The organism is Dietzia sp. Alg238-R159 (assembly GCF_900537145.1).
Classification (GTDB): domain Bacteria; phylum Actinomycetota; class Actinomycetes; order Mycobacteriales; family Mycobacteriaceae; genus Dietzia; species Dietzia kunjamensis.
Window position 1 is genome coordinate 554,253 of the sequence record NZ_UNRI01000002.1, and the last position, 19,128, is coordinate 573,380.

A 19,128-nucleotide genomic window follows, 5' to 3' on the forward strand; every position below is an offset into this window, starting at 1 on the left:
ATCTGGGGGTGGGCCGGGAGCGGCGGTACCCGGGACGTGGGCGATCCCGGGGCGCTCGCCGCCCTAGCTGGTGAGGTAGGCGCGCAGGACCCTGCCGACCTCGGTGATCTGTGCCGCCGGACAGTACTCGTCGCGCTTGTGGGCCATGCCGGGGTCGCCGGGGCCGAGGTTGACCGCCGGGATGCCCAGCGCCGCGAAACGGGACACGTCGGTCCACCCGTACTTCGCACGGACCCGCCCACCGGCCGCGCGGACGAGCTCCGCCGCAGCCGGGGCCCCCAGGCCGGGAAGCGCCCCCGGCGAGAGGTCGGTGAGTTCCCAGTACAGACCGGGCTCGGCGGGCGGGGTCTCCCCTTCCGTCACACGTGGGAGACCGGTCAGCCCCAGGGCGTCGAGGGCGTGCGCGAGGGCGGCATCGGTGTCCCGGTCCGGGGCCGACCGGAAGTTCACGTCGAGCCAGGCCTCGTCCGGGACCGTGTTGCCGGCGACCCCCGCCGACATCCGCACGGCCTGCAGCCCCTCGCGGTAGACGCACCCGTCGATGTCCACCGACCGGGCCTCATAGGTCGCGAGCGCCCCCAACACCGGCGCGAGCCGGTGCACGGCGTTGTCGCCCAGCCAGCTCCGCGCCGAGTGGGCCCGCACGCCGCGGGCGTGGACCCGGATCCGCAGGGTCCCCTGGCAGCCGGCCTCGATGAGCCCGCCGGTCGGCTCGCCGAGGATCGCCACATCCCCCGTCAGCCAGTCGCGGTGCGTGCGTTCGAGGACACCCAGACCGTTGGCCGTGGCCTCGATCTCCTCGCAGTCGTAGAGCACCAGGGTGAGGTCGTGCGCCAGCTCGTCGGAGTCCGCCAGCGCGGCGAACAGGTGCAGAAACACCGCGTCCCCGGACTTCATGTCCACTGTCCCGCACCCGTGCAGGACCCTTTCCGTCCCCTCGCCGGTGACCCGGCACGGGACGTTGTCCGCCAGGGGGACCGTATCGAGGTGTCCGGCGAGCACGACCCGGGTCGGGAGGCCCCGGGAGGTACGGGCGAGGACCCGGTTGCCGTCCCGGATCACCTCCGTCCGGCCCGCGGCCGGCCCGGTGAAGCCCGCGACGGTCGCCTCGAGAGCGGCCTGTACGGCGGCGGCGATCGCATCCTCCTCCCGTGAGGGACTGGGGATGTCGACGAGGGCGCGGGTGAGGTCGACCGGGTCGGCGGTCAGATCGAGGGCGGCGGTCACGGCCCCCACCCTAGTTGCCCGTGACCCGTGCCCGTCGGGGCAGACCGCTAGCATCGGGGCCATGAGTGCACATGGAGCCGTGGCCACCGGAATCGCCACCCTGACGTCCGACCACACCGTTCTCGACGTGTGGTACCCAGAGCCGGAGCTGGGCGCCGCGTCCGCCGGCGGTCACCGGGTGCTGTCCGGCGACGAGGTACCCGCCGAGCTGTCGCCGCTGACCGGCCCCGACGCCGACCGGGGGGTCGAGAGGGTGGCCGTGCGGGTGGAGATCGAGGACCTGACCCAGCCGCCGTCCGACGCCTACGACGCCTATCTCCGGCTCCACCTGATCAGCCATCGCCTCATCAAGCCGCACTTCGCGAACATGGACGGCTTGTTCGGCAAGCTGAGCAACGTCGTGTGGACCAACTTCGGACCGTGCGCGGTCCCGGGCTTCGAGCTGGTGCGCGCCAAGCTGCGGGCCCGCGGCCCGGTCACGGTGTACGGCGTGGACAAGTTCCCGCGCATGGTGGACTACGTGGTCCCGTCGGGCGTCCGCATCGCCGACGCCGACCGCGTCCGCCTGGGCGCCCACCTGGCCGAGGGCACCACGGTCATGCACGAGGGGTTCGTCAACTTCAACGCCGGCACGCTGGGCGCGTCGATGGTCGAGGGTCGCATCTCCGCGGGTGTCGTGGTCGGCACCGATTCCGATGTCGGCGGCGGCGCCTCCATCATGGGCACGCTCTCCGGCGGCGGCAAGGAGACCATCTCGATCGGTGAGCGCTGCCTGCTCGGGGCCAACTCGGGTGTCGGCATCTCGCTGGGCGACGACTGCGTGGTCGAGGCCGGACTGTACGTCACCGCGGGCACCAAGGTGGACGTCCGGGCGGGCGCCTGGGCCGAGCGGGAGCCCGTGAAGGCCGGCCAGCTCTCGGGCATGGACAACCTGCTCTTCCGCCGGAACTCCCTGACCGGTGCCGTCGAGGCGGTGCCGTGGAAGCGCGAGGGCGTCGAGCTCAACGCGGATCTCCACTCCAACGACTGACGCCGACGCTCATCGGCGGTGTCACCCCCCGTCGATAAGGACGTTCCGCACAGGTCGCCCGAGAGGCGGGTGCGCGGAACGTCCTTCTCTATGGGGCGGCCGGGCGACGCGGGCGGCCGGGCGACGCCGGACACCGGACGAGGCGGGACGCCGGGTGACGCGGGCGGCCTGCTCAGCCCAGTCGGCGAACGGCCTCGTCCACCGTGGCGTCGGTGGCGGTCAGCGCGATGCGGACGTGCCGCGCCCCGGCGGGCCCGTAGAACTCGCCCGGCGCGACGAGCACGCCGCGCTCGGCGAACCAGTCCACGGTGTCGCGGCATGCCTCGTCGCGGCTGGCCCACAGGTACAGGCCGGCCTCGGAGTGGTCGATCCGGAACCCGGCCGCCTCGACCGCGGGCAGCAGGCGTGCACGGCGGGCCCGGTACCGCTCACGCTGCTCGGCCTCGTGGGCGTCATCGTCCAGGGCGACCGTCATGGCCGCCTGGACGGGCAGCGGCATCATCATCCCGGCGTGCTTGCGCACCTCGAGCAGCTCGGCGACCAGGCCGGGGTCACCGGCGACGAACCCGGCGCGGTAGGACGCGAGGTTCGAGGTCTTGGACAGCGAGTGCAGTGCGAGGAGACCGGTGTGGTCGCCGTCGCAGACACGCGGATCGAGGATCGAGGGCGCCTCGCCCTCCCACACCAGTCCGAGGTAACACTCGTCGGAGGCCACGATCACGCCGCGGTCGCGGGCCCAGCCGACCACCTTGCGCAGGTGATCCACGCCGAGCACCTTGCCACTGGGGTTCGACGGTGAGTTGAGGTACAGCAACGTCGGCGAGGACGGGCCGAGCTGCATGAGCGAGTCGGCGCGAACCACCGTGGCCCCCGCCAGCAGTGCGCCGACCTCATAGGTCGGGTAGGCGACCTCGGGCACGACGACCGAGTGGCCCGGCCCCAGTCCGAGCTGGGCGGGCAGGCCCGCGATGAGTTCTTTTGTGCCGATCGCCGGTAGCACGGCGTCGGGAGTGAGCCCCGTGACGCCGTACCGGCGCTCCAGCGCGTCAACCGCGGCCCGCCGCAGAGCGGGGGTGCCGACGGTCGTGGGGTACCCGGGCCGGTCCGAGCCTGCGGCGAGCGCCTCGCGGATCACCGGGGCGACCGGATCCACGGGCGTACCGACGGTGAGGTCGACGAGACCGTCCGGGTGGGCGGAGGCGCGCGAGCGGGCGTCCGAGAGGGTGTCCCAGGGGAACACCGGGAGCGCGCGCCCGGGCGGTCGACGCTCCGGGCGCGACACCACCGGGGTCACTCCTGGTTCATGGGCGGGAGCGCCTTGACCATCGGGTGGTCGTAGTCGACCTTGCCGACCTTGGCCGCGCCGCCCGGCGATCCGAGCTCGACGAAGAAGTCCGCGTTCGCGGCGTTGTACTCGGTCCACTCGTCCGGGACGTCGTCCTCGTAGAAGATGGCCTCCACGGGGCAGACCGGCTCACACGCCCCGCAGTCGACGCACTCGTCGGGGTGGATGTACAACATCCGTCCACCCTCGTAGATGCAGTCGACAGGACACTCCTCGACGCAGGACTTGTCCATCACGTCGACGCACGGCTCTGCGATCGTGTAGGTCACGTCAGCCACCTTCCTCGTAGCGGTATGACCTGAATGGTATGTCACAGGCCACGCGGATGCGGAAGCCGCCCCGCGAGCCGATCGACCTATGTGACGACGGTCACCCCGACGGGTCGGTGGGCGGGTCCGTAGACGGTGTCACGACGGCGGACCGGGCGTCCGATCCCGGTGGCGATCTCCTCGATCTCCTCCGGGGTCTTGGCCGAGCCGTTCTCTGCGCCGGCCATCCGCGAGATGGTCTCCTCCATCAGGGTCCCGCCCAGGTCGTCGGCGCCGGATCGCAACATGGTCCGCGTCCCCGCGACCCCGAGCTTGACCCAGCTCGTCTGCACGTGGTCGATCGCCCCGTGCAGCATGATGCGGGCCAGGGCGTGGACCGCGACGTTCTCCTCCCGGGTCGGTCCGGGCCGTGAGGCGCCGGCCAGGTACAGCGGCGCGCTGCGGTGCACGAAGGGCAGCGGGACGAACTCGGTGAAGCCGCCCGTGCGTTCCTGGATCCCGCGGAGGGTCCGCAGGTGGGCCACCCAGTGGCGCGGGGTGTCCACGTGGCCGTACATCATCGTCGAACTCGACCGCAGCCCCACCTCGTGGGCGGTGGTGACGATGTCGATCCACTCGGAGGCGGGGAGTTTGCCCTTGGTCAGCACCCAGCGCACCTCGTCGTCGAGGATCTCCGCCGCGGTACCGGGGATGGTGTCCAGCCCCGCCGCACGGAGCTCGGTGAGCCACTCCCGGACCCCCACGCCCGACCGCGAGGCGCCGTTGGAGATCTCCATGGGGCTGAACGCGTGCACGTGCATGGACGGCACCCGCTCCTTGACCGCGCGGACCAGGTCGGCGTACCCGGACACCGGCAGGTCCGGGTCGATGCCACCCTGCATGCACACCTCGGACGCTCCGGATACGTACGCCTCGTACGCGCGGTCGGCGACCTCGGCGGCGGACAACGAGAACGCGTCGGCATCACCCTTGCGCTGGGCGAAGGCGCAGAAGCGGCAACCGGTGTAGCAGATGTTGGAGAAATTGATGTTCCGGTTGACGACGTAGGTGACGGTGTCCCCCACCACGTCCGCGCGGATCCGGTCGGCGAGCCCCGCGACGGCCGCCAGGCCGTCCCCGGTGGCGGTGGCCAGCGCGAGGTACTGCTCATCGGTGAGGCCGGCGGGGTCCGCCTCGGCGGCGCGCAGCGCGGCCACGACCTCGGCGTCGGCCCGCTCGGGGACGAGTGCCGCCGCCCCCAGTTCCGCCGCGCGGGCCCGGATGACGTCCCAGTTGCCGAAGGCCTCGCCGATGTCCGACCGGGTGTCCGTATTGCGGCCCTCGGAGTCGATCGCCGTGTGCAGATCGGTCCGTCCGCTCGAGTCCCAGTCGTCGTCGGGCTCCTGCCAGGGCCGTCCCTGCGGCTGCACCACCTCGTCGTCGTCCCCCACCACGGCGAGCCCGCTCGACGGGTCCGCCAGCGCACGGACGTGGCCCGCCACCCGCGGGTCGATCCACGCGTCTCCCGCACCGACGTAGCGGGGATGCGCGGTGAGTCGTTCGGTGAGCGTCCACCCGCGCGCGGCGAGGTCGGCGGTGAGCTCGTCGAGGTGCGGCCACGGCCGCTCGGGGTTGACGTGGTCCGGGGTGAGCGGAGAGATCCCGCCCAGATCGTCCACACCGGCGTCGATCAGGGCCAGCACGTCGTCGCGGTCGACGAGGTTGGGCGGGGCCTGGACCGCCACGCGCGGGTCGAGCACCAGTCGGGCGACGGCGATCGCGGCGAGGAACTCGTCGGTGTCCGCGTCGTCCGCGGCGCGCATCGCGGTGTCCGGCTTGGCGCGGAAGTTCTGGACGATCACCTCCTGCAGGTGACCGAACTCGCGGGCGAGCCCGGCCAGCGCGAGCAGGCTCTCGGCGCGCTCGGTGCGGTTCTCGCCGATCCCCACGAGGATCCCGGTGGTGAACGGCACGGCGAGGCGGCCCGCGTCGGTGAGGGTGCGCAGGCGGACGGCCGGGTCCTTGTCCGGGCTGCCGTGGTGGCACTCGCCCGGGGTGGTGAACAACCGGGTCGCGGTGGTCTCGAGCATCATGCCCATCGACGGGGCGACCGGCTTGAGCGTGGACAGTTCGGACCAGCTCATCACGCCCGGGTTGAGGTGCGGCAGCAGCCCGGTCTCCTCGAGCACCCGGATCGCCATCGCGCGCACGTAGTCCAGCGTCGAGGAGAAGCCGCGGGACTCGAGCCATTCCCGGGCCTCGGGCCACCGGTCCTCCGGACGGTCGCCGAGCGTGAACAGGGCCTCCTTGCACCCGGCCTCCGCGCCGCGGCGGCACAGGTCGATGACCTCGTCCGGGTCGAGGAACATGCCCTCGCCCGCCGCCCGGAGCTTGCCGGGGATTGTGACGAACGTGCAGTAGTGGCAGCGGTCCCGGCACAGGCGGGTCAGCGGGACGAACACCTTGCGGGAGTACGTCACCACCCCGGGGCGCCCCTCGTCGACGAGGCGGGCGTCCCGGCGGCCGGCGGCGAGGGAGGTCAGCCGCGCCAGGTCCTCGCCCCGCGCGGCGAGCAGCACGGCAGCCTCGGTGACGTCCAGGGTGAGCCCGTCGGAGGCCCGGCGCAGGGCGCGCCGCACGGCCGACGCCGTGGGCCGGGGATCGGCGGGGTTCGGTGCGTGATCCATGCCCGTGATGATGCCCCACCTCGCGTGCGTGGCGAGCGGCCGGTGCTCCACGGGTGGTCAGGGGCCTGACGCGTGCTCCCGCCCACTAGTCTTACCGTCATGCCCGATCACGCAGTCCCCCTCCGCACGAACGGGGACCCCCTGGTGTCCAGCCCGGCCGCAGCCGACGGGGGTGCGCACGCTCTCCGCGCACCGCGCCCGGCGCTCGACGAGCGGGACGCGGGCGGCGAACTGCCGGACACCGGCGATGCACTGCTGACGAACAACCGGGTGCTGGTCACCGCGCCGCGGCACCGGATCGAGAAGCGCACACCGTTCCTCTTCGTGATCGAGGGAATCTGGTCCTGGGCGGTCCTCGCGGGCCTGCAGGTTGGCTGGTTCTTCTGGGGCGACAACGTCATGGCGTTCTGGAACTGGGTGGCGCTGGCGGTGACGGTGCCGTTCGCGTTCATGGGCATCGTCGTGGCGCCGTGGTGGCGATACATCGTGGCCCGGTGGGACGTCTCGGACACGGCGGTGTGCTCACGCAAGGGGTGGTGGACCACCCAGTTCCGCATCGCGCCGCTGGCCCGTCTGCAGACCGTGTACACGACGCGCACCCTGTTCGAGCGGTGGTTCGGCCTGGCGACCGTCAACGCCTCCACCGCGTCCGCCCAGGGCACGGTGGAGATCCGGGGGCTCAACCTGGCCGACGCCGAGGCGCTGGCCCAGCACCTCATCGCGATCGCCAACCTGGACTCGGAGGACGGGACGTGACCGGGCCCGAGACGGCGCCCGGGGTGACGGCGGCCGGGGTGACGGCGGCCGAACCGGCGGAGGAGGTCTCCGACACCGACGATCCCGCGGTCACCGAGACGATCGACCCGGAGGCTCCCTGGGAGCGCCTGTCCTGGCGCATGCTGCTCGTGTATCCGCTGGGCATGCTCACGCGCCTGCTCCCGCTGTTCCTCATCTCCCTGTGGTTGGGCTCCAACCGGAGCAACTACTGGTTCGAGATTATCGTGGTCTCGCTGGTGATCCTCAGCGGTGTCCTGCGGTGGCTGTCGACCAGCTATCAGGTCGGCCGCACCCACATCATCCTGAAGAAGGGCTTCTTCAGTCGACAGGTGGTCACTGTCGCCCGTCAGCGCATCCGGAGCGTCGACACCGAGTCCGACCTGTTCCACCGGGTCCTCAAGGTCTCGATCGTGGAGGTGGGGACCGGGCGGGCCGACTCCGGGAAGTCGGACGCCGAGCGGTTCCGCCTCGACGCCATCGACACCACACTCGTCGACCCGCTGCGGGACGAGCTCCTCAAACACCGACGCGCCATGGACCCCTCGCTCGACGTGGAGGACGAGGAGCAGTGGGGATCGAAATACGGCGAGGACATCGCCCGGTGGAAGGTCACCTGGTCGCGGTTCGCGCCGTTCTCCTTCATCGGGTTCGGCGTGCTGTTCTCCCTGTGGCTCATCACCTGGCAGATGGGCGACATGCACGACCGCATCATGGACCTGGCGGTGGTCGAGGGGACCATCGACTGGCTGGATTCACTGGGGCAACCCTGGGCGTTCGTCGGCAAGGGGGTCGCGATCTGGCTGGTCGCCGGGGTGCTGGCGATCATCACCTACGCCATCCGGTACGGCAAGTACGCGCTGACCGACCGGGGCCAGCTGCTCTACGTCCAGAACGGCATCCTGCGGCGCAAGCACATCGCCCTCGACAAGGCCCGGTTGCGCGGCGTGGAGATGCGGCTGCCGGTCTACCTGCGGATGCTCGGCGGCGGCCGGCTGGAACCCATCATGACCGGCACCAAGAAGGGCGCCACCGCGTCGACCCTGCTGCCGCAGGCGCCGATCGCGGACGTGCGTCGGGTGGCGATCCGCATCCTCGGAAACGAGACGCCGGTGACCGTCCCGCTGCGGCGGCACCCGTGGAAGGCCTCCCGTCGGCGGGTCACCCGGGGCCTGCTCCCGTTCTGGATCGTCGCCGGGATCATCGTGCTGGTGCGGATCGACTCGGGCCCGTCGGCGGACATCTGGGTGCACTGGGGCATCCCCGCCGCACTGGTGTTCTTCGTGGTGCTGTCGGTGGACCGTATCCGCATGCTCGGACACGCGCTACTGCCGGAGGTGTTGGTGACCTCGAACGGGTCGTGGACCGCCAAGCGATCCGTTCTCGAGGCGGACGGGATCATCGGCTGGACCGTCACCCAGTCGGTGTTCCAGCGCACGGCGCGCGTCGCGACCGTCTCCGCGGCCACACCGGCCGGGAACGGCGTCTACTCGGTGGTCGACATCGACGCCGACGAGGCGTGGGCGCTCGCCGAGGCGCTGACGCCGGGGATCACCGACGTGTGGCACCACACCGGAGAGCCCGGGGGCCGTGTCTCACCGTCGATGGGCGTCCGACGCGGGTGACGGCCACAGCGTGGCCATCCACAGCGGGACCAGACCCCCGAACACCAGGAGCGCGAGCCCGCGCAGTCCGATCGGCACGGGCATGTCTCCCCCGGGGCCCAGATTGATCGCGACCAACGTGAGGATCCAGACGAGGGCGGGGAACGCCGCCACGATCTTCCGCTGCGACCACATCGACCCGACCCACACCAGGAACAGCGACCACGCCCCGGCGGCGAGGACACTGATCGGGACCGGCACGAGACCGACATACATGGTCAGCCACGCCGAGGCGAGCACGCAGCTTGCCACCGCACCGATCGCGAGCAGCACCAGCGCAGTCCCCAACTCGGCGACGGAAGCCGCCCGCGCACGCGGTACCACGGAGGCCCCCTGCGCGCCCTGCGCCGCGGCCGTCACGGTCGCTCCCCGCCCAGCCCGTCGAGCAGATGCGCGGACCCGGCCGGGCACGTGACGTACGGGCCGTCGTCCTCGGCGCGGTCACGGGCGATGTACCACTCCACCTGGGGGACGGACTGCAGGACCCCGTTGGTCAGGGCGAGGAACCAGGGCTCCCCCTCGGGGCCGGGCACCAGCTCGAGCTGGGTGGCGTGTCCGGTCAGGGCGGCCAGTTTGGCGGCGTAGTCGGCGTCGTCCAGCGGGACGCGGTGGGTCAGCCTCGAGTCCGGGACGGACGGCAGTTCGCCGGACTCCGGGTGCCGCAGGTGCGCGGGCGGCGCAGGGTGGGTCCGGGTGGTCTCCGACCGCGCGGTGACCGTCCAGGCCACGCGCTCCGGCCGGTGGGCGGCGTCCTCGATGGCGGCGTGCACCACCTCGTGGGCCCGGATGTGGTCGGGGTGGCCGTAGCCGCCCCGCGGGTCGTAGGTCACCACGAGATGGGGCCTGAAGTCGTCGAGGACGGCCACCACCTCGTCCACCGCCTCCCTGCCCGACCGCACGAACGCACGCGGGTGGTCGGCCGAGGCGGTCCCCGCCATCCCGGAGTCGCGCCACCGGCCGGCGCCGCCGAGGAAGCGGGTTCGGTCGACCCCGAGGGCGCGCAGGGCGCCCGCCAGCTCGCCGATCCGGTATCCGCCGAGTTGGTCGGCGCGGTCCGCGACGAGGCCGGCGAACTCCTCGCCGAGTACCTCGCCCTCCTCCCCGAGCGTGCAGGTGACGACCCGGACGTCGGCACCGGCGGCGACCAGCGCGGCGATCGTGCCGCCGGTGGTGATCGCCTCGTCGTCGGGATGGGCGTGGACGAACAGGGCGCGCACGCCGTCGGCGGGCGGGGTAGCGGTGGTCGGTGTCATCCGGTCCTCCTCCAGGCGGGTGCGGTGTCGAACACGTCGGTGGCCGGCCTCTGGTCCGGGTCGTCGCGGGCCGGCTCCGTCCCGCTCACGTCGACCCCGTCGGCCGCCAGCAGCAGGGCCGGCCGCACGAGCGGCACCCGCAGGGCCAGTTCGGCGACCCTGTCGCCCGCGGCGGCGAGATCGGTCACGGCACCCGGGGCGGGCGGGGCGCCCTGACCGGACGACCCCCCCGGCTCCGCCACGCCGAGCGCCCGGTTGAGCTCGGGGTCGCAGACTCCGGTGACGTCACCGGCCCGCGCGGCCGCGCCGCGGCCGAGTGTGCGCGAGGGGGTGGTGGGCGTCGTGGTGACGGTGGAGGTGGCACTCGTCCGTCGATCGGGGGTCTCGCCCGTGTCCGGGTCGGGCGGGATGAGGCTCGACACGGTCGTCGGCGTGCGGGACGGGGCCGCGGTCGTCGTCCCGGTGGCGGCCGGGGGGGTCGCGCAGGCGAAGCGCGACACCGCGGCGACCTCGGGCCGTCCGTCGGTCCGCTGCCAGCCCACGACCCCGTCGACGAGCCCGTGCGGGAGGGCGTCCGCGTACAGGGCGGTCGCGTCCAGCTCCCACACCCGGGCGCCGATCCCCGCAGCGCGCAGTTGGTCGGCGACGGTGTAGGCAGCGGTCACGGCCCGCTCGTCCGCACCCTCGACCCCCAGGGTCACGGCGAGCGGGGCCCCGTCACGTCGCCACCGCGTGCCCGTGCGGGTGAAGCCGGCGTCGCCCAGCGCGCGCTCGACGGCGTCCGCGTCAGCGGTGACGGTGTCGGCCGATCCCGCCGGGAACGGGAAGGATGACACGGACGGATCGGCCTCCCGCGTGACGATGCGCCCGACCACCTCGGGGTCGATCGCCGCGGCCACCGCGCGACGGACCGCCGGATCGGCCACCGCCGGCGCGACCGTGTTCAGCCCGAGTTCGAGCTGGGCCGCGCTCTCCAGGGGCGCGGTGGTCACTCCCGGGACCGTGGCGGCCACGTCTGCCGCCACCGGGTTCGCCGAGACGATCGCCATCACCCCGGGACCGCCCCTCAGCGCCTCGCCGAGCTGGCCGGCTCCGGTGGCGCGTCGCACGACGATCTGGTCGACCTCGGGCGCGCGGGCCCAGTACCGGTCGTTGCGCACGAATTCGATCTGCCCCCGGCCGATGTCGGCCGTGCGGATCATGAACGGACCCGCGCTCGTCACGGGCAGGAACTGCATCGAGCCCTGGAACCCGTCGGGCGCACCCTTGAGGATGTGCGCGGGGAGGAGGTGGGTGAACAGGCCCCGCCAGTGCTCCGGCACGACGTCGAACTCCACGTCGACGACCTTGCCGCCCGCACCGGAACGGACCTCCACGATCCTCTCGTACCCGGCCGGATCGACCACGCCGGGCTGGGTGGTCATCTGCCGCCAGAGGTACTCGAAGTCCTCCGCCGCGACGGGGACACCGTCAGACCATTGAGCCTGCTGATCGATCGTGTACCGGATGGTCGAGGGGGCCCCGGGGACCCGCGCGGCGGAGACCAGGAGATCCCGGTTGAGCGTCTGTTCGCCACCGGGGCCCGGGTCGAACGCGCTGGGCAGCAGCAGCGAGGCCACGAGGTCGGTGTCCACCCCCTGGTCGGCCAGGAGGTGCGGGTTGAACCCCGGGTCCACCCGGTTCAGCGCGAGCAGGAGACCGTCCTCCGTGAGGGTGACCGACGCGCCGTCGGTGCGCTCCTCGCCCACCACCGCCGGTGGGGGCGGGTCGGCGACGCACCCGGTGACGACGACGAGGGCCAGCGCGGCGCACACCGCGGCGGCACCCCGCCGGCGCACCGACGCCCCCCTCGTCGTCATCTGTTTCCGGTCTAGCCGACCGTCTGCTGGTCGCGCGACTTGGACCGGCTGCGGGCCTTGGCCCGCTCGTTGGCGGTGAGCAGGACCTTGCGCACACGGACCACCTCGGGGGCCACCTCGACACACTCGTCGACGGCACAGAACTCCATGGCCTCCTCGAGGGAGAGGTTCTTGTGCTTGGACAGCGTCTCGGTGGCGTCGGAGGAGGCCGCACGCATGTTCGTGAGCTTCTTCTCCTTGGTGATGTTGACGTCCATGTCCTCCGAGCGCGGGTTCTCCCCCACGACGACACCCTCGTAGACCTCGGAGCCGGGCTCGATGAAGAAGTCACCGCGGTCGGCCAACCCGAGCAGCGCGAACGTGGTCGCCTTGCCCGCACGGTCCGCGACCAGCGAACCGGTGTGCCGGGCCCGGATCTCCCCGGCCCACGGCTCGTACCCGGCGGAGTACGAGTTGGCGATCCCCGCACCCCGGGTATCGGTCATGAAGGTGGTCCGGAAACCGATGAGGCCGCGCGCGGGGACGGTGAACTCCATGCGCACCCAGCCGGAGCCGTGATTGCTCATCTGCTCCATGCGGCCCTTGCGGGCGGCCATGAGCTGGGTGACCGCGCCGAGGTGCTCCTCGGGGACGTCGATGGTCATGTGCTCGAACGGCTCGTGGAGCTTGCCGTCGATCGTCTTGGTGACCACCTGCGGCTTGCCGACGGTGAGCTCGAACCCCTCGCGGCGCATGGTCTCGACGAGGATGGACAGCGCCATCTCGCCACGACCCTGCACCTCCCAGTCGTCGGGCCGCTCGGTGTCGAGCACCTTGAGTGAGACGTTGCCCACGAGTTCCTGGTCGAGGCGCGCCTTGACCATGCGCGCGGTGAGCTTCTTGCCGCCGTTCCGGCCGGCCAGGGGCGAGGTGTTGACGCCGATGGTCATGGAGATGGCGGGCTCGTCGACCGTGATGGCCGGGAGGGCGACCGGGTTCTCCGGATCCGCCAGCGTGTCACCGATCATGATGTCGCTGATACCGGCGACCGCGACGATGTCGCCGGCGACGGCCTCCTCGGTGGGCACCCGCTCGACACCGTCGGTCTTGAGCAGCTCCGAGATCTTGACGGACTTGGTCTCCTGCTCGCCGCCCGGCAGGTTGTGGATCCACGCGACCTGCTGCCCCTTGCGCAGCCGGCCGTTGTGGATGCGCACCAGACCGATGCGACCGAGGAAGTTGGAGGCGTCCAGGTTGGTGACGTGGGCCTGCAGCGGGGCGTCGGCGTCCCCGCGGGGGGCGGGGATCACGTCGTAGAGGAGCGCGAACAGCTCGTCGAGGTTCTCCCCCTCCGGCTCCTGGCCGTTGGCCGGCTGGGTGGTGGACGCCTTGCCGGCGCGGCCGGAGGCGAAGACCACGGGCAGCTCGAGCGCGTGCTCGGCGGCGGCCTGGGCGGCGGGGTCCTCCAGATCGGCCGCGAGATCGAGGAGCAGGTCCTGGGCCTCCTCGACGACCTCGTCGATCCGCGCGTCCGGCCGGTCGGTCTTGTTGACGACGATGATGACCGGCAGGGAGGCGGCGAGCGCCTTGCGGAGCACGAAGCGGGTCTGCGGCAGCGGCCCCTCGGAGGAGTCGATGAGCAGGACGACCCCGTCGACCATGTTCAGGCCACGCTCGACCTCGCCGCCGAAGTCAGCGTGACCCGGGGTGTCGATGATGTTGAAGACGAGGTCCGCGCCACCGGCACCCGCGCCGTGTCGCCGCACGGAGGTGTTCTTGGCGAGGATCGTGATGCCCTTCTCACGCTCGAGGTCGCCCGAGTCCATGACCCGGTCCACGAGCTCCGCGCGTTCGTCGAACGCGCCGGACTGGCGCAGCATCGCGTCGACGAGTGTCGTCTTCCCGTGGTCAACGTGGGCGACGATTGCGACGTTGCGGAACTCGGTCAAGGCCATACGCTGGGTTCTCCCTCGGAGGCTTACGGGCGCCCGGGGCGGCTCGTGGGCCGCCGGGCTGGTGGTGGGAATCGACGGCGCTAGTCAGCCGCGATCCACAGGCGCGTCCGGTCGAGCGCGCGTGCGGATCCACTTTACCCGCTGATCCGGACGATTCCCCCATCCTGAGACCACCCCGACAGTGCGGACGCCCTGTGTGTTATTTACATCACGTATAACTTCTGTAACATCAGCACCAGAACGCGCGTCTGCCCGACTCCCGGTGCCCGTGACTCGGGACACTTATGAGAATATCTAGCGGTCGACCGGTCGGCCCGTCCGCCGGTCCGCCCGCCCCATCCGAAGAATGGACTCGCCAGTGATCCGCCACTCGCTCAGGACCTCGTTCCGGACCATCGGTCTCGGGGCCGTCGCCGCCGTCGCGGTCGGTCTCGCCGCACCCGCCACCGCCAGCGCGCAGTCGCTCGACGAACTGGGACGCCCGACCGAGCCCGTGCTCCAGGCGATCGAGAACCTCGCCAAGCAGCAGTGGATCCCCGAGGAGACCCGGGGCACCATCGCCCGTGCCGTCGGGTTCTTCCGCGGCACCGGCGAACCCGGCACCCCGATTCCCGAGAACGGCCCGGTCATCGCGCAGTTCGCCTACCCCACGATCATGCAGCGGTGCATCGGCGGTGAGCAGACCGCCGTCGGTGCCGCGACCGCCGTGCCCGGCCCGGCCGATCTGCCGCTGCCCGGCATCGCCCCCGGCCATCTCGGCTTCATCTTCACCGCCCTAGGCACCGAGGGTGTCGCGGCCCAGCAAGCCCAGCCCATGACCGTCGACTGGTTCAACGTCAACAACGGCCGTCGCGGTACCACCGTCCTCGGGTACAACGGCCTCAACGAGGGGGGCCCCGCCACCGTCAACGGTGTCGCCGACACGGGCCCGGGCCAGGTCCTCATGCTCCTGCAGGGTGGCGTCACCACGAACCTGGAGGAGGGCGGGACCGCCAACTGCGTCGCCTTCCCCACGGTGGGGACCGCGTTCGTCCGGTGACCGCCGACGGTAGCGGGCCCCACCCCGTCGCCGACCAGGACCTGACCGAGGCCCGTCTCGCCCTCGCCGGCGATGGGCCTCTGGTCGTTCTCAGCGGCGCCGGGATGAGCGCCGAGAGTGGTGTGCCCACCTTCCGCGACGCCCAGACCGGCCTGTGGGAGCGGTACGACCCGTCCGCACTGGCCACGCCGGAGGCCTGGGCACGTGACCGGGACACCGTCTGGGCCTGGTACCGCTGGCGCGAGCGCCTGGTCTCGGGCGCAAAGCCGAATGCCGGGCACGTCGCGGTGGCCCGCGCCCAGGCCCACCGTGACGTGGTGGTGGTCACGCAGAACGTCGACGACCTCCATGAGCGCGCCGGATCGAACCGGGTGCACCACGTCCACGGGAGTCTGTTCGCCCACCGCTGCGACACCTGCGACGCGCCGATGGAGGTCGGCCCTCCTCCCGCCGAGCCCGTCGACCGCCTCACCCCGCCGAACTGCGACCGGTGTGGCGGGCGCGCCCGACCGGGCGTGGTGTGGTTCGGCGAGATGCTCCCGGGCCGGCCCTGGGACGCTGCGGTCGACGCGGTCACCTCGGCCGCGGCGGTGCTCGTCGTCGGCACCTCCGGCCTGGTCCACCCCGCGGCGTCACTACCCGGGCTCGCCGCCGACGCCCGGATCCCGGTGGTCGAGGTGAACCCGGGCCCCTCGGGACTCGGCTCCGAGGTCTCGGTCCACGTCCGGGCCACCGCAGGGCAGGCGCTTCCTCACCTCTTGGCACCCTGATCCCCTCGGGCCGCCCTTCCGGCCCTGCCACACACCGGCTGGCGGAAACCTCTCTGGGGCCGATAGAGCGCGCTAGCGTAGCGCGCAGGGACCCACGCCCGGAGTTCCCGCTCCTCCGTTCGCACGGAGGCCAGGACCGGAGGTCACCTCATGTCTGATTCGTCCCCGACAACCCCGTCTACCGCCCCGGCCATCATCGCGGTCATCGCCGCCGAGTTGATCGGCACGTTCTGGCTCGTCCTCGGCGGTTGCGGCACCGCCGTGTTCGCGGCGGTCCAGATCGCCACCGCCGATACCGGCGACGTCCCCGTCGGCGTGGGATACCTCGGGGTCGCGATCGCGTTCGGGCTCACGGTCCTCACCGGCGCGTACGCGTTCGGGCACATCTCGGGCGGTCACTTCAACCCGGCTGTGACCATCGGCGCCGCGGTCGCGGGCCGACTTCCCTGGGCGAAAGTGCCCATCTACATCGTCAGTCAGGTCGTCGGGGGTCTGGTCGCGGGCGCGCTGATCCTCGTCGTGGCGAGCGGAAAGGACGGATTCGAGGCCACCGGCAGCATGGCCGCCAACGGCTACGGGGCCAACTCGCCCGACGGCTACGGCCTGCTCTCTGCGCTGCTCATCGAGATCGTGCTCACGGCCCTCTTCGTGTGGGTCATCCTCGGCGCCACCGATCGCCGGGCCCCCGCCGGCTTCGCGCCCGCGGCCATCGGCCTCACACTGACGCTCATCCACCTCATCTCCATCCCGATCACCAACACATCGGTGAACCCGGCACGGTCGACGGCCGTGGCGTTCTTCAACGGGGGCGGCGCACCGGGCCAGCTGTGGCTGTTCTGGGTGGCACCGATCGTCGGCGCCCTGATCGCCGGAATCCTGTACGGCCCGTTGTTCGGCGCTCGCGGGCTCAACGGTCGATCCGTGGCCGTCTCGGCCTGACGCACCGCCGACGGGGTCAACACGAAGGGCCCGAGGGACAACTTCCTCCCACGGGCCCCTCATCGATGCGGCCGCTCCGAGGCGCGAGGCCTCCTCCGGTCAGTGGCGGGGTTCATCCCCGCGGGTCCGGCCCAGCATCTTGTCCACGATGCCCGGCTTGTCGTCAGGATGACGGTCCGGATCGACGGTGTCGCCGGGCGTCCCGGTCCGGTGCCCCGACCTCGCCTGCGGATCAGAACCACCGGGGACATCGTCGGTCCGGGCGTGCCGCCCGCCGGCGTCACCCACTCCGGCGCCGGGTGCTCCGGCGGCCCCGGCGCCCGCTCCGTGGCGGCCCCGGTCACCGGAGTCGATACCGGACCCGGAAGTGGCGGACGAGCCCATACCGGTCCCGGTGGCCATCCCTCCGTGGTCGGTGCCACGGCCACTCCCCTCGTCGGGGACCCGGTCGCCGCGCAACGCACCGCGGTCGTGATCATGGGTGAGGTCGCCACCGCGGTCGCGGTCATGGGTGAGGTCACCGCCCCTGTCGCGATCGTGCGTGAGACCCCGGTCGCCACCGTGGTCGCGATCGTGCGTGAGACCCCGGTCGCCGTGGTCGCGACCGCGGTCGAGGTCATCAGCACGACCCTTGGGATCGAGCTTCTCGGCGGTCTGTTCCATCCGCCGGACATCATGCTTCTGCTCGTCGACGGTGCCGCGCTGCCGCTCGGCCTCCACCCGGAGCTTGTCGGCCTCGGCGGCCTTCGCACGGGCCTCCTGCTCAGCCGCGCCCGCCCTGTGCTCCTGCTCGCGGACGACCGCGTCCTGCTGCTCGAGCTGCTGCTCGCGTTCTCGTGCGCTGCGCCGCAGTTCCGCGGCCTCGGTGAGCTTCTTCCGGTTGCTGCTCTTGACGGCCATCGCGATGAGCGCGATCACGATGATCAGCGCGATCACCCCGATGATGATCCAGATGATGGGGTCCACAGCTGCCTCCCTTTCAGGGGTCGGGTTGCGTCTGGAACGTAACCCCGCCCCCAGACGGGTGCCACCGGTCGCGCCTGCGGCGGCAACCGCCCGGCACCCGACAGGCGCCCGTCCGGCACCCGCGGCACCGGCCCGGCGCCCGGGGGCGACTAGTGGTGAGCCCGCGGGAGCAGTCCCGCCTCCCGCGCCTCCCGGCTGAGCCGCTCCCGGTGATCCGGGTGCGCCACAGCGATCAGCGCCGCGGCCCGCCCGGCGACCGACTTGCCCCTCAGCTCCGCGATACCGAATTCCGTGACGACGTTCTCGATGATGTTCTTGTGGGTGGTGACCGGACTGCCGGGCGTGAGCGACAGGGAGATCCTGCTGGCGCCCCCGGAGGTCTGCGACGGGGTGACGATGAACCCGTGGCCTCCCGGGGAGAACGTGCAGCCCCGGGCGAAGTCCGCCTGTCCCCCGGCCCCCGACCAGTACCGGCCGCCGATGGTCTCCGAGGCCGCCTGCCCGAACAGGTCCACCTCGCTGGTCGCGTTGATCGAGTAGAGATTGTGCTCCTGGCCGATCACCCTCGGGTCGTTGACGATATCCACGGGGAGCATCGCCACAGACGGGTTGTTGTGGAGCCAGTCCATGAGTCGCTGCGACCCGAGGGCGAAGGTGGTGACGTGCTTGAACGGCCGCCCCGTCTTGCGCGACCCGTCGATCACCCCGGCCTCGACGAGGTCCATCACCCCGTCGGACAACGCCTCGGTGTGGATCCCCAGATGACGGTGATCCGTCAGCCGGGACAGGAATGCGTTCGGCAACCTGCCGACCCCGAGTTGGAGACAGGCCCCGTCGGGGACACGCTCGGCGATGACGTCCGCTATCGCGTTGTCCGTCTCCCCCGGTGGCGGCGCCTGCATGGTGATCATCGGGGTGTCGTTACGGGTCACGCCCACCACCTGGGAGATGTGGATGTGGTTGCGCCCGAAGGTGCGGGGCATGTGGGAGTTGACCTCGACGAAGAACGGCACCTGGCCGATGAACGAGGCCACGTAGTCGGCGTTCGTGCCCATCGAGAAGAAACCGTGCTCGTCGATCTCCGACACCGTGGCGATCGCCAGACCGGGAGGAGAGAACTCGCGCAGCGTGGCCGGCACCTGCGCGAAATCGACGGGGATGAGGTCGCAGTGGCCCCGGTGGAAGTTCTCCCGCGACCCGCGACCCAGGAAGTAGTCGACATGCCGGAGCCTGCCCGGGTAGGCCCCCTCCATGAACGGCAGCGACTCCCAGGGGTCCATGTGGTGGACCGTCACGTCGTCCAGTCCGGCGGCCCCCGCGTCCAGCGCCCGCAGCAGCGCGGGTGGGGCGGCGTTCTGGATGGGCACGATGACGTGCATCCCCGGCGTGATGT

Annotated in this window: 16 protein-coding genes; 6 read left to right on the plus strand and 10 right to left on the minus strand. The window is 71.8% G+C overall.

The window, feature by feature from the left end; all coding sequences use genetic code 11:
* Nucleotides 1-63: 63 nt before the first annotated feature.
* Complete coding sequence (gene dapE / locus G6R20_RS07325) at nt 64-1,281, minus strand: succinyl-diaminopimelate desuccinylase (RefSeq protein WP_163376099.1); 1,218 nt, start codon at nt 1,279-1,281, stop codon at nt 64-66.
* Between the two features lie 7 nt (nt 1,282-1,288).
* On the opposite strand from dapE, the gene dapD reads away from it, so the two are divergent.
* Complete coding sequence (dapD, locus tag G6R20_RS07330) at nt 1,289-2,257, plus strand: 2,3,4,5-tetrahydropyridine-2,6-dicarboxylate N-succinyltransferase (RefSeq protein WP_163375958.1); 969 nt, start codon at nt 1,289-1,291, stop codon at nt 2,255-2,257.
* Nucleotides 2,258-2,429: 172 nt separating this feature from the next.
* Here dapD and dapC read toward each other — a convergent pair whose 3' ends face one another.
* The 3 genes from dapC to G6R20_RS07345 all read right to left on the minus strand — a co-directional run bounded on the left by dapC (nt 2,430) and on the right by G6R20_RS07345 (nt 6,537).
* On the minus strand, nt 2,430-3,542 hold the full coding sequence (gene dapC / locus G6R20_RS07335; protein WP_205475757.1) for a succinyldiaminopimelate transaminase: 1,113 nt from the start codon (nt 3,540-3,542) through the stop codon (nt 2,430-2,432).
* Nucleotides 3,543-3,547: 5 nt separating this feature from the next.
* Nucleotides 3,548-3,871 (minus strand): ferredoxin, encoded by a 324-nt coding sequence (fdxA, locus tag G6R20_RS07340; RefSeq protein WP_067718452.1) that lies wholly within the window; start codon nt 3,869-3,871, stop codon nt 3,548-3,550.
* An 86-nt stretch (nt 3,872-3,957) separates the two neighbouring features.
* Nucleotides 3,958-6,537, minus strand: a complete 2,580-nt coding sequence (locus G6R20_RS07345) for a bifunctional FO biosynthesis protein CofGH (RefSeq protein ID WP_163375960.1) — start codon at nt 6,535-6,537, stop codon at nt 3,958-3,960.
* A 99-nt stretch (nt 6,538-6,636) separates the two neighbouring features.
* Between G6R20_RS07345 and G6R20_RS07350 the strand changes: the two genes are divergently transcribed.
* Together G6R20_RS07350 and G6R20_RS07355 are read left to right on the plus strand one after the other, a co-directional pair.
* On the plus strand, nt 6,637-7,293 hold the full coding sequence (locus tag G6R20_RS07350) for a PH domain-containing protein (protein WP_163375961.1): 657 nt from the start codon (nt 6,637-6,639) through the stop codon (nt 7,291-7,293).
* Nucleotides 7,290-8,936, plus strand: a complete 1,647-nt coding sequence (locus G6R20_RS07355) for a PH domain-containing protein (RefSeq protein WP_163375962.1) — start codon at nt 7,290-7,292, stop codon at nt 8,934-8,936. Before G6R20_RS07350 ends, G6R20_RS07355 begins: the two co-directional genes overlap by 4 nt.
* Here G6R20_RS07355 and G6R20_RS07360 read toward each other — a convergent pair.
* From G6R20_RS07360 to typA, 4 genes are read right to left on the minus strand one after another with little or no spacing between them, the layout of a single operon-like run.
* Entirely contained in the window at nt 8,907-9,335 is a 429-nt protein-coding gene (locus G6R20_RS07360; protein WP_235027784.1) for a hypothetical protein, read from the minus strand. The genes G6R20_RS07355 and G6R20_RS07360 overlap by 30 nt on opposite strands.
* Nucleotides 9,332-10,228, minus strand: a complete 897-nt coding sequence (gene mshB / locus G6R20_RS07365) for an N-acetyl-1-D-myo-inositol-2-amino-2-deoxy-alpha-D-glucopyranoside deacetylase (protein WP_067718458.1) — start codon at nt 10,226-10,228, stop codon at nt 9,332-9,334. Before mshB ends, G6R20_RS07360 begins: the two co-directional genes overlap by 4 nt.
* Nucleotides 10,225-12,087: an ABC transporter substrate-binding protein gene (locus G6R20_RS07370; RefSeq protein ID WP_067718461.1), complete on the minus strand. Its 1,863-nt coding sequence runs from the start codon at nt 12,085-12,087 to the stop codon at nt 10,225-10,227. The genes mshB and G6R20_RS07370 overlap by 4 nt, the downstream gene beginning before the upstream one ends.
* 11 nt (nt 12,088-12,098) lie before the next feature.
* The gene (typA, locus tag G6R20_RS07375; RefSeq protein ID WP_067718464.1) at nt 12,099-14,021 is read right to left on the minus strand and encodes a translational GTPase TypA; all 1,923 of its coding nucleotides are present in this window, start codon (nt 14,019-14,021) and stop codon (nt 12,099-12,101) included.
* A 358-nt stretch (nt 14,022-14,379) separates the two neighbouring features.
* Between typA and G6R20_RS07380 the strand changes: the two genes are divergently transcribed.
* The 3 genes from G6R20_RS07380 (at nt 14,380) to aqpZ (ending at nt 16,769) form a co-directional block, all read left to right on the plus strand.
* Nucleotides 14,380-15,060: a hypothetical protein gene (locus G6R20_RS07380; RefSeq protein ID WP_163376100.1), complete on the plus strand. Its 681-nt coding sequence runs from the start codon at nt 14,380-14,382 to the stop codon at nt 15,058-15,060.
* A 41-nt stretch (nt 15,061-15,101) separates the two neighbouring features.
* Nucleotides 15,102-15,830, plus strand: coding sequence for an NAD-dependent deacylase (locus G6R20_RS07385; RefSeq protein WP_275898239.1), 729 nt, complete (start codon nt 15,102-15,104; stop codon nt 15,828-15,830).
* A gap of 150 nt (nt 15,831-15,980) precedes the next feature.
* A complete protein-coding gene (gene aqpZ / locus G6R20_RS07390) occupies nt 15,981-16,769 on the plus strand; it encodes an aquaporin Z (RefSeq protein WP_163375964.1) in 789 nt (262 codons plus the stop codon).
* Nucleotides 16,770-16,868: 99 nt separating this feature from the next.
* On the opposite strand, the gene G6R20_RS07395 is transcribed toward aqpZ, so the two are convergent.
* Nucleotides 16,869-17,735: a hypothetical protein gene (locus G6R20_RS07395; protein WP_163375965.1), complete on the minus strand. Its 867-nt coding sequence runs from the start codon at nt 17,733-17,735 to the stop codon at nt 16,869-16,871.
* Between the two features lie 149 nt (nt 17,736-17,884).
* On the minus strand, nt 17,885-19,114 hold the full coding sequence (locus tag G6R20_RS07400; RefSeq protein WP_163376101.1) for an acetyl-CoA hydrolase/transferase family protein: 1,230 nt from the start codon (nt 19,112-19,114) through the stop codon (nt 17,885-17,887).
* Nucleotides 19,115-19,128 lie beyond the last annotated feature (14 nt).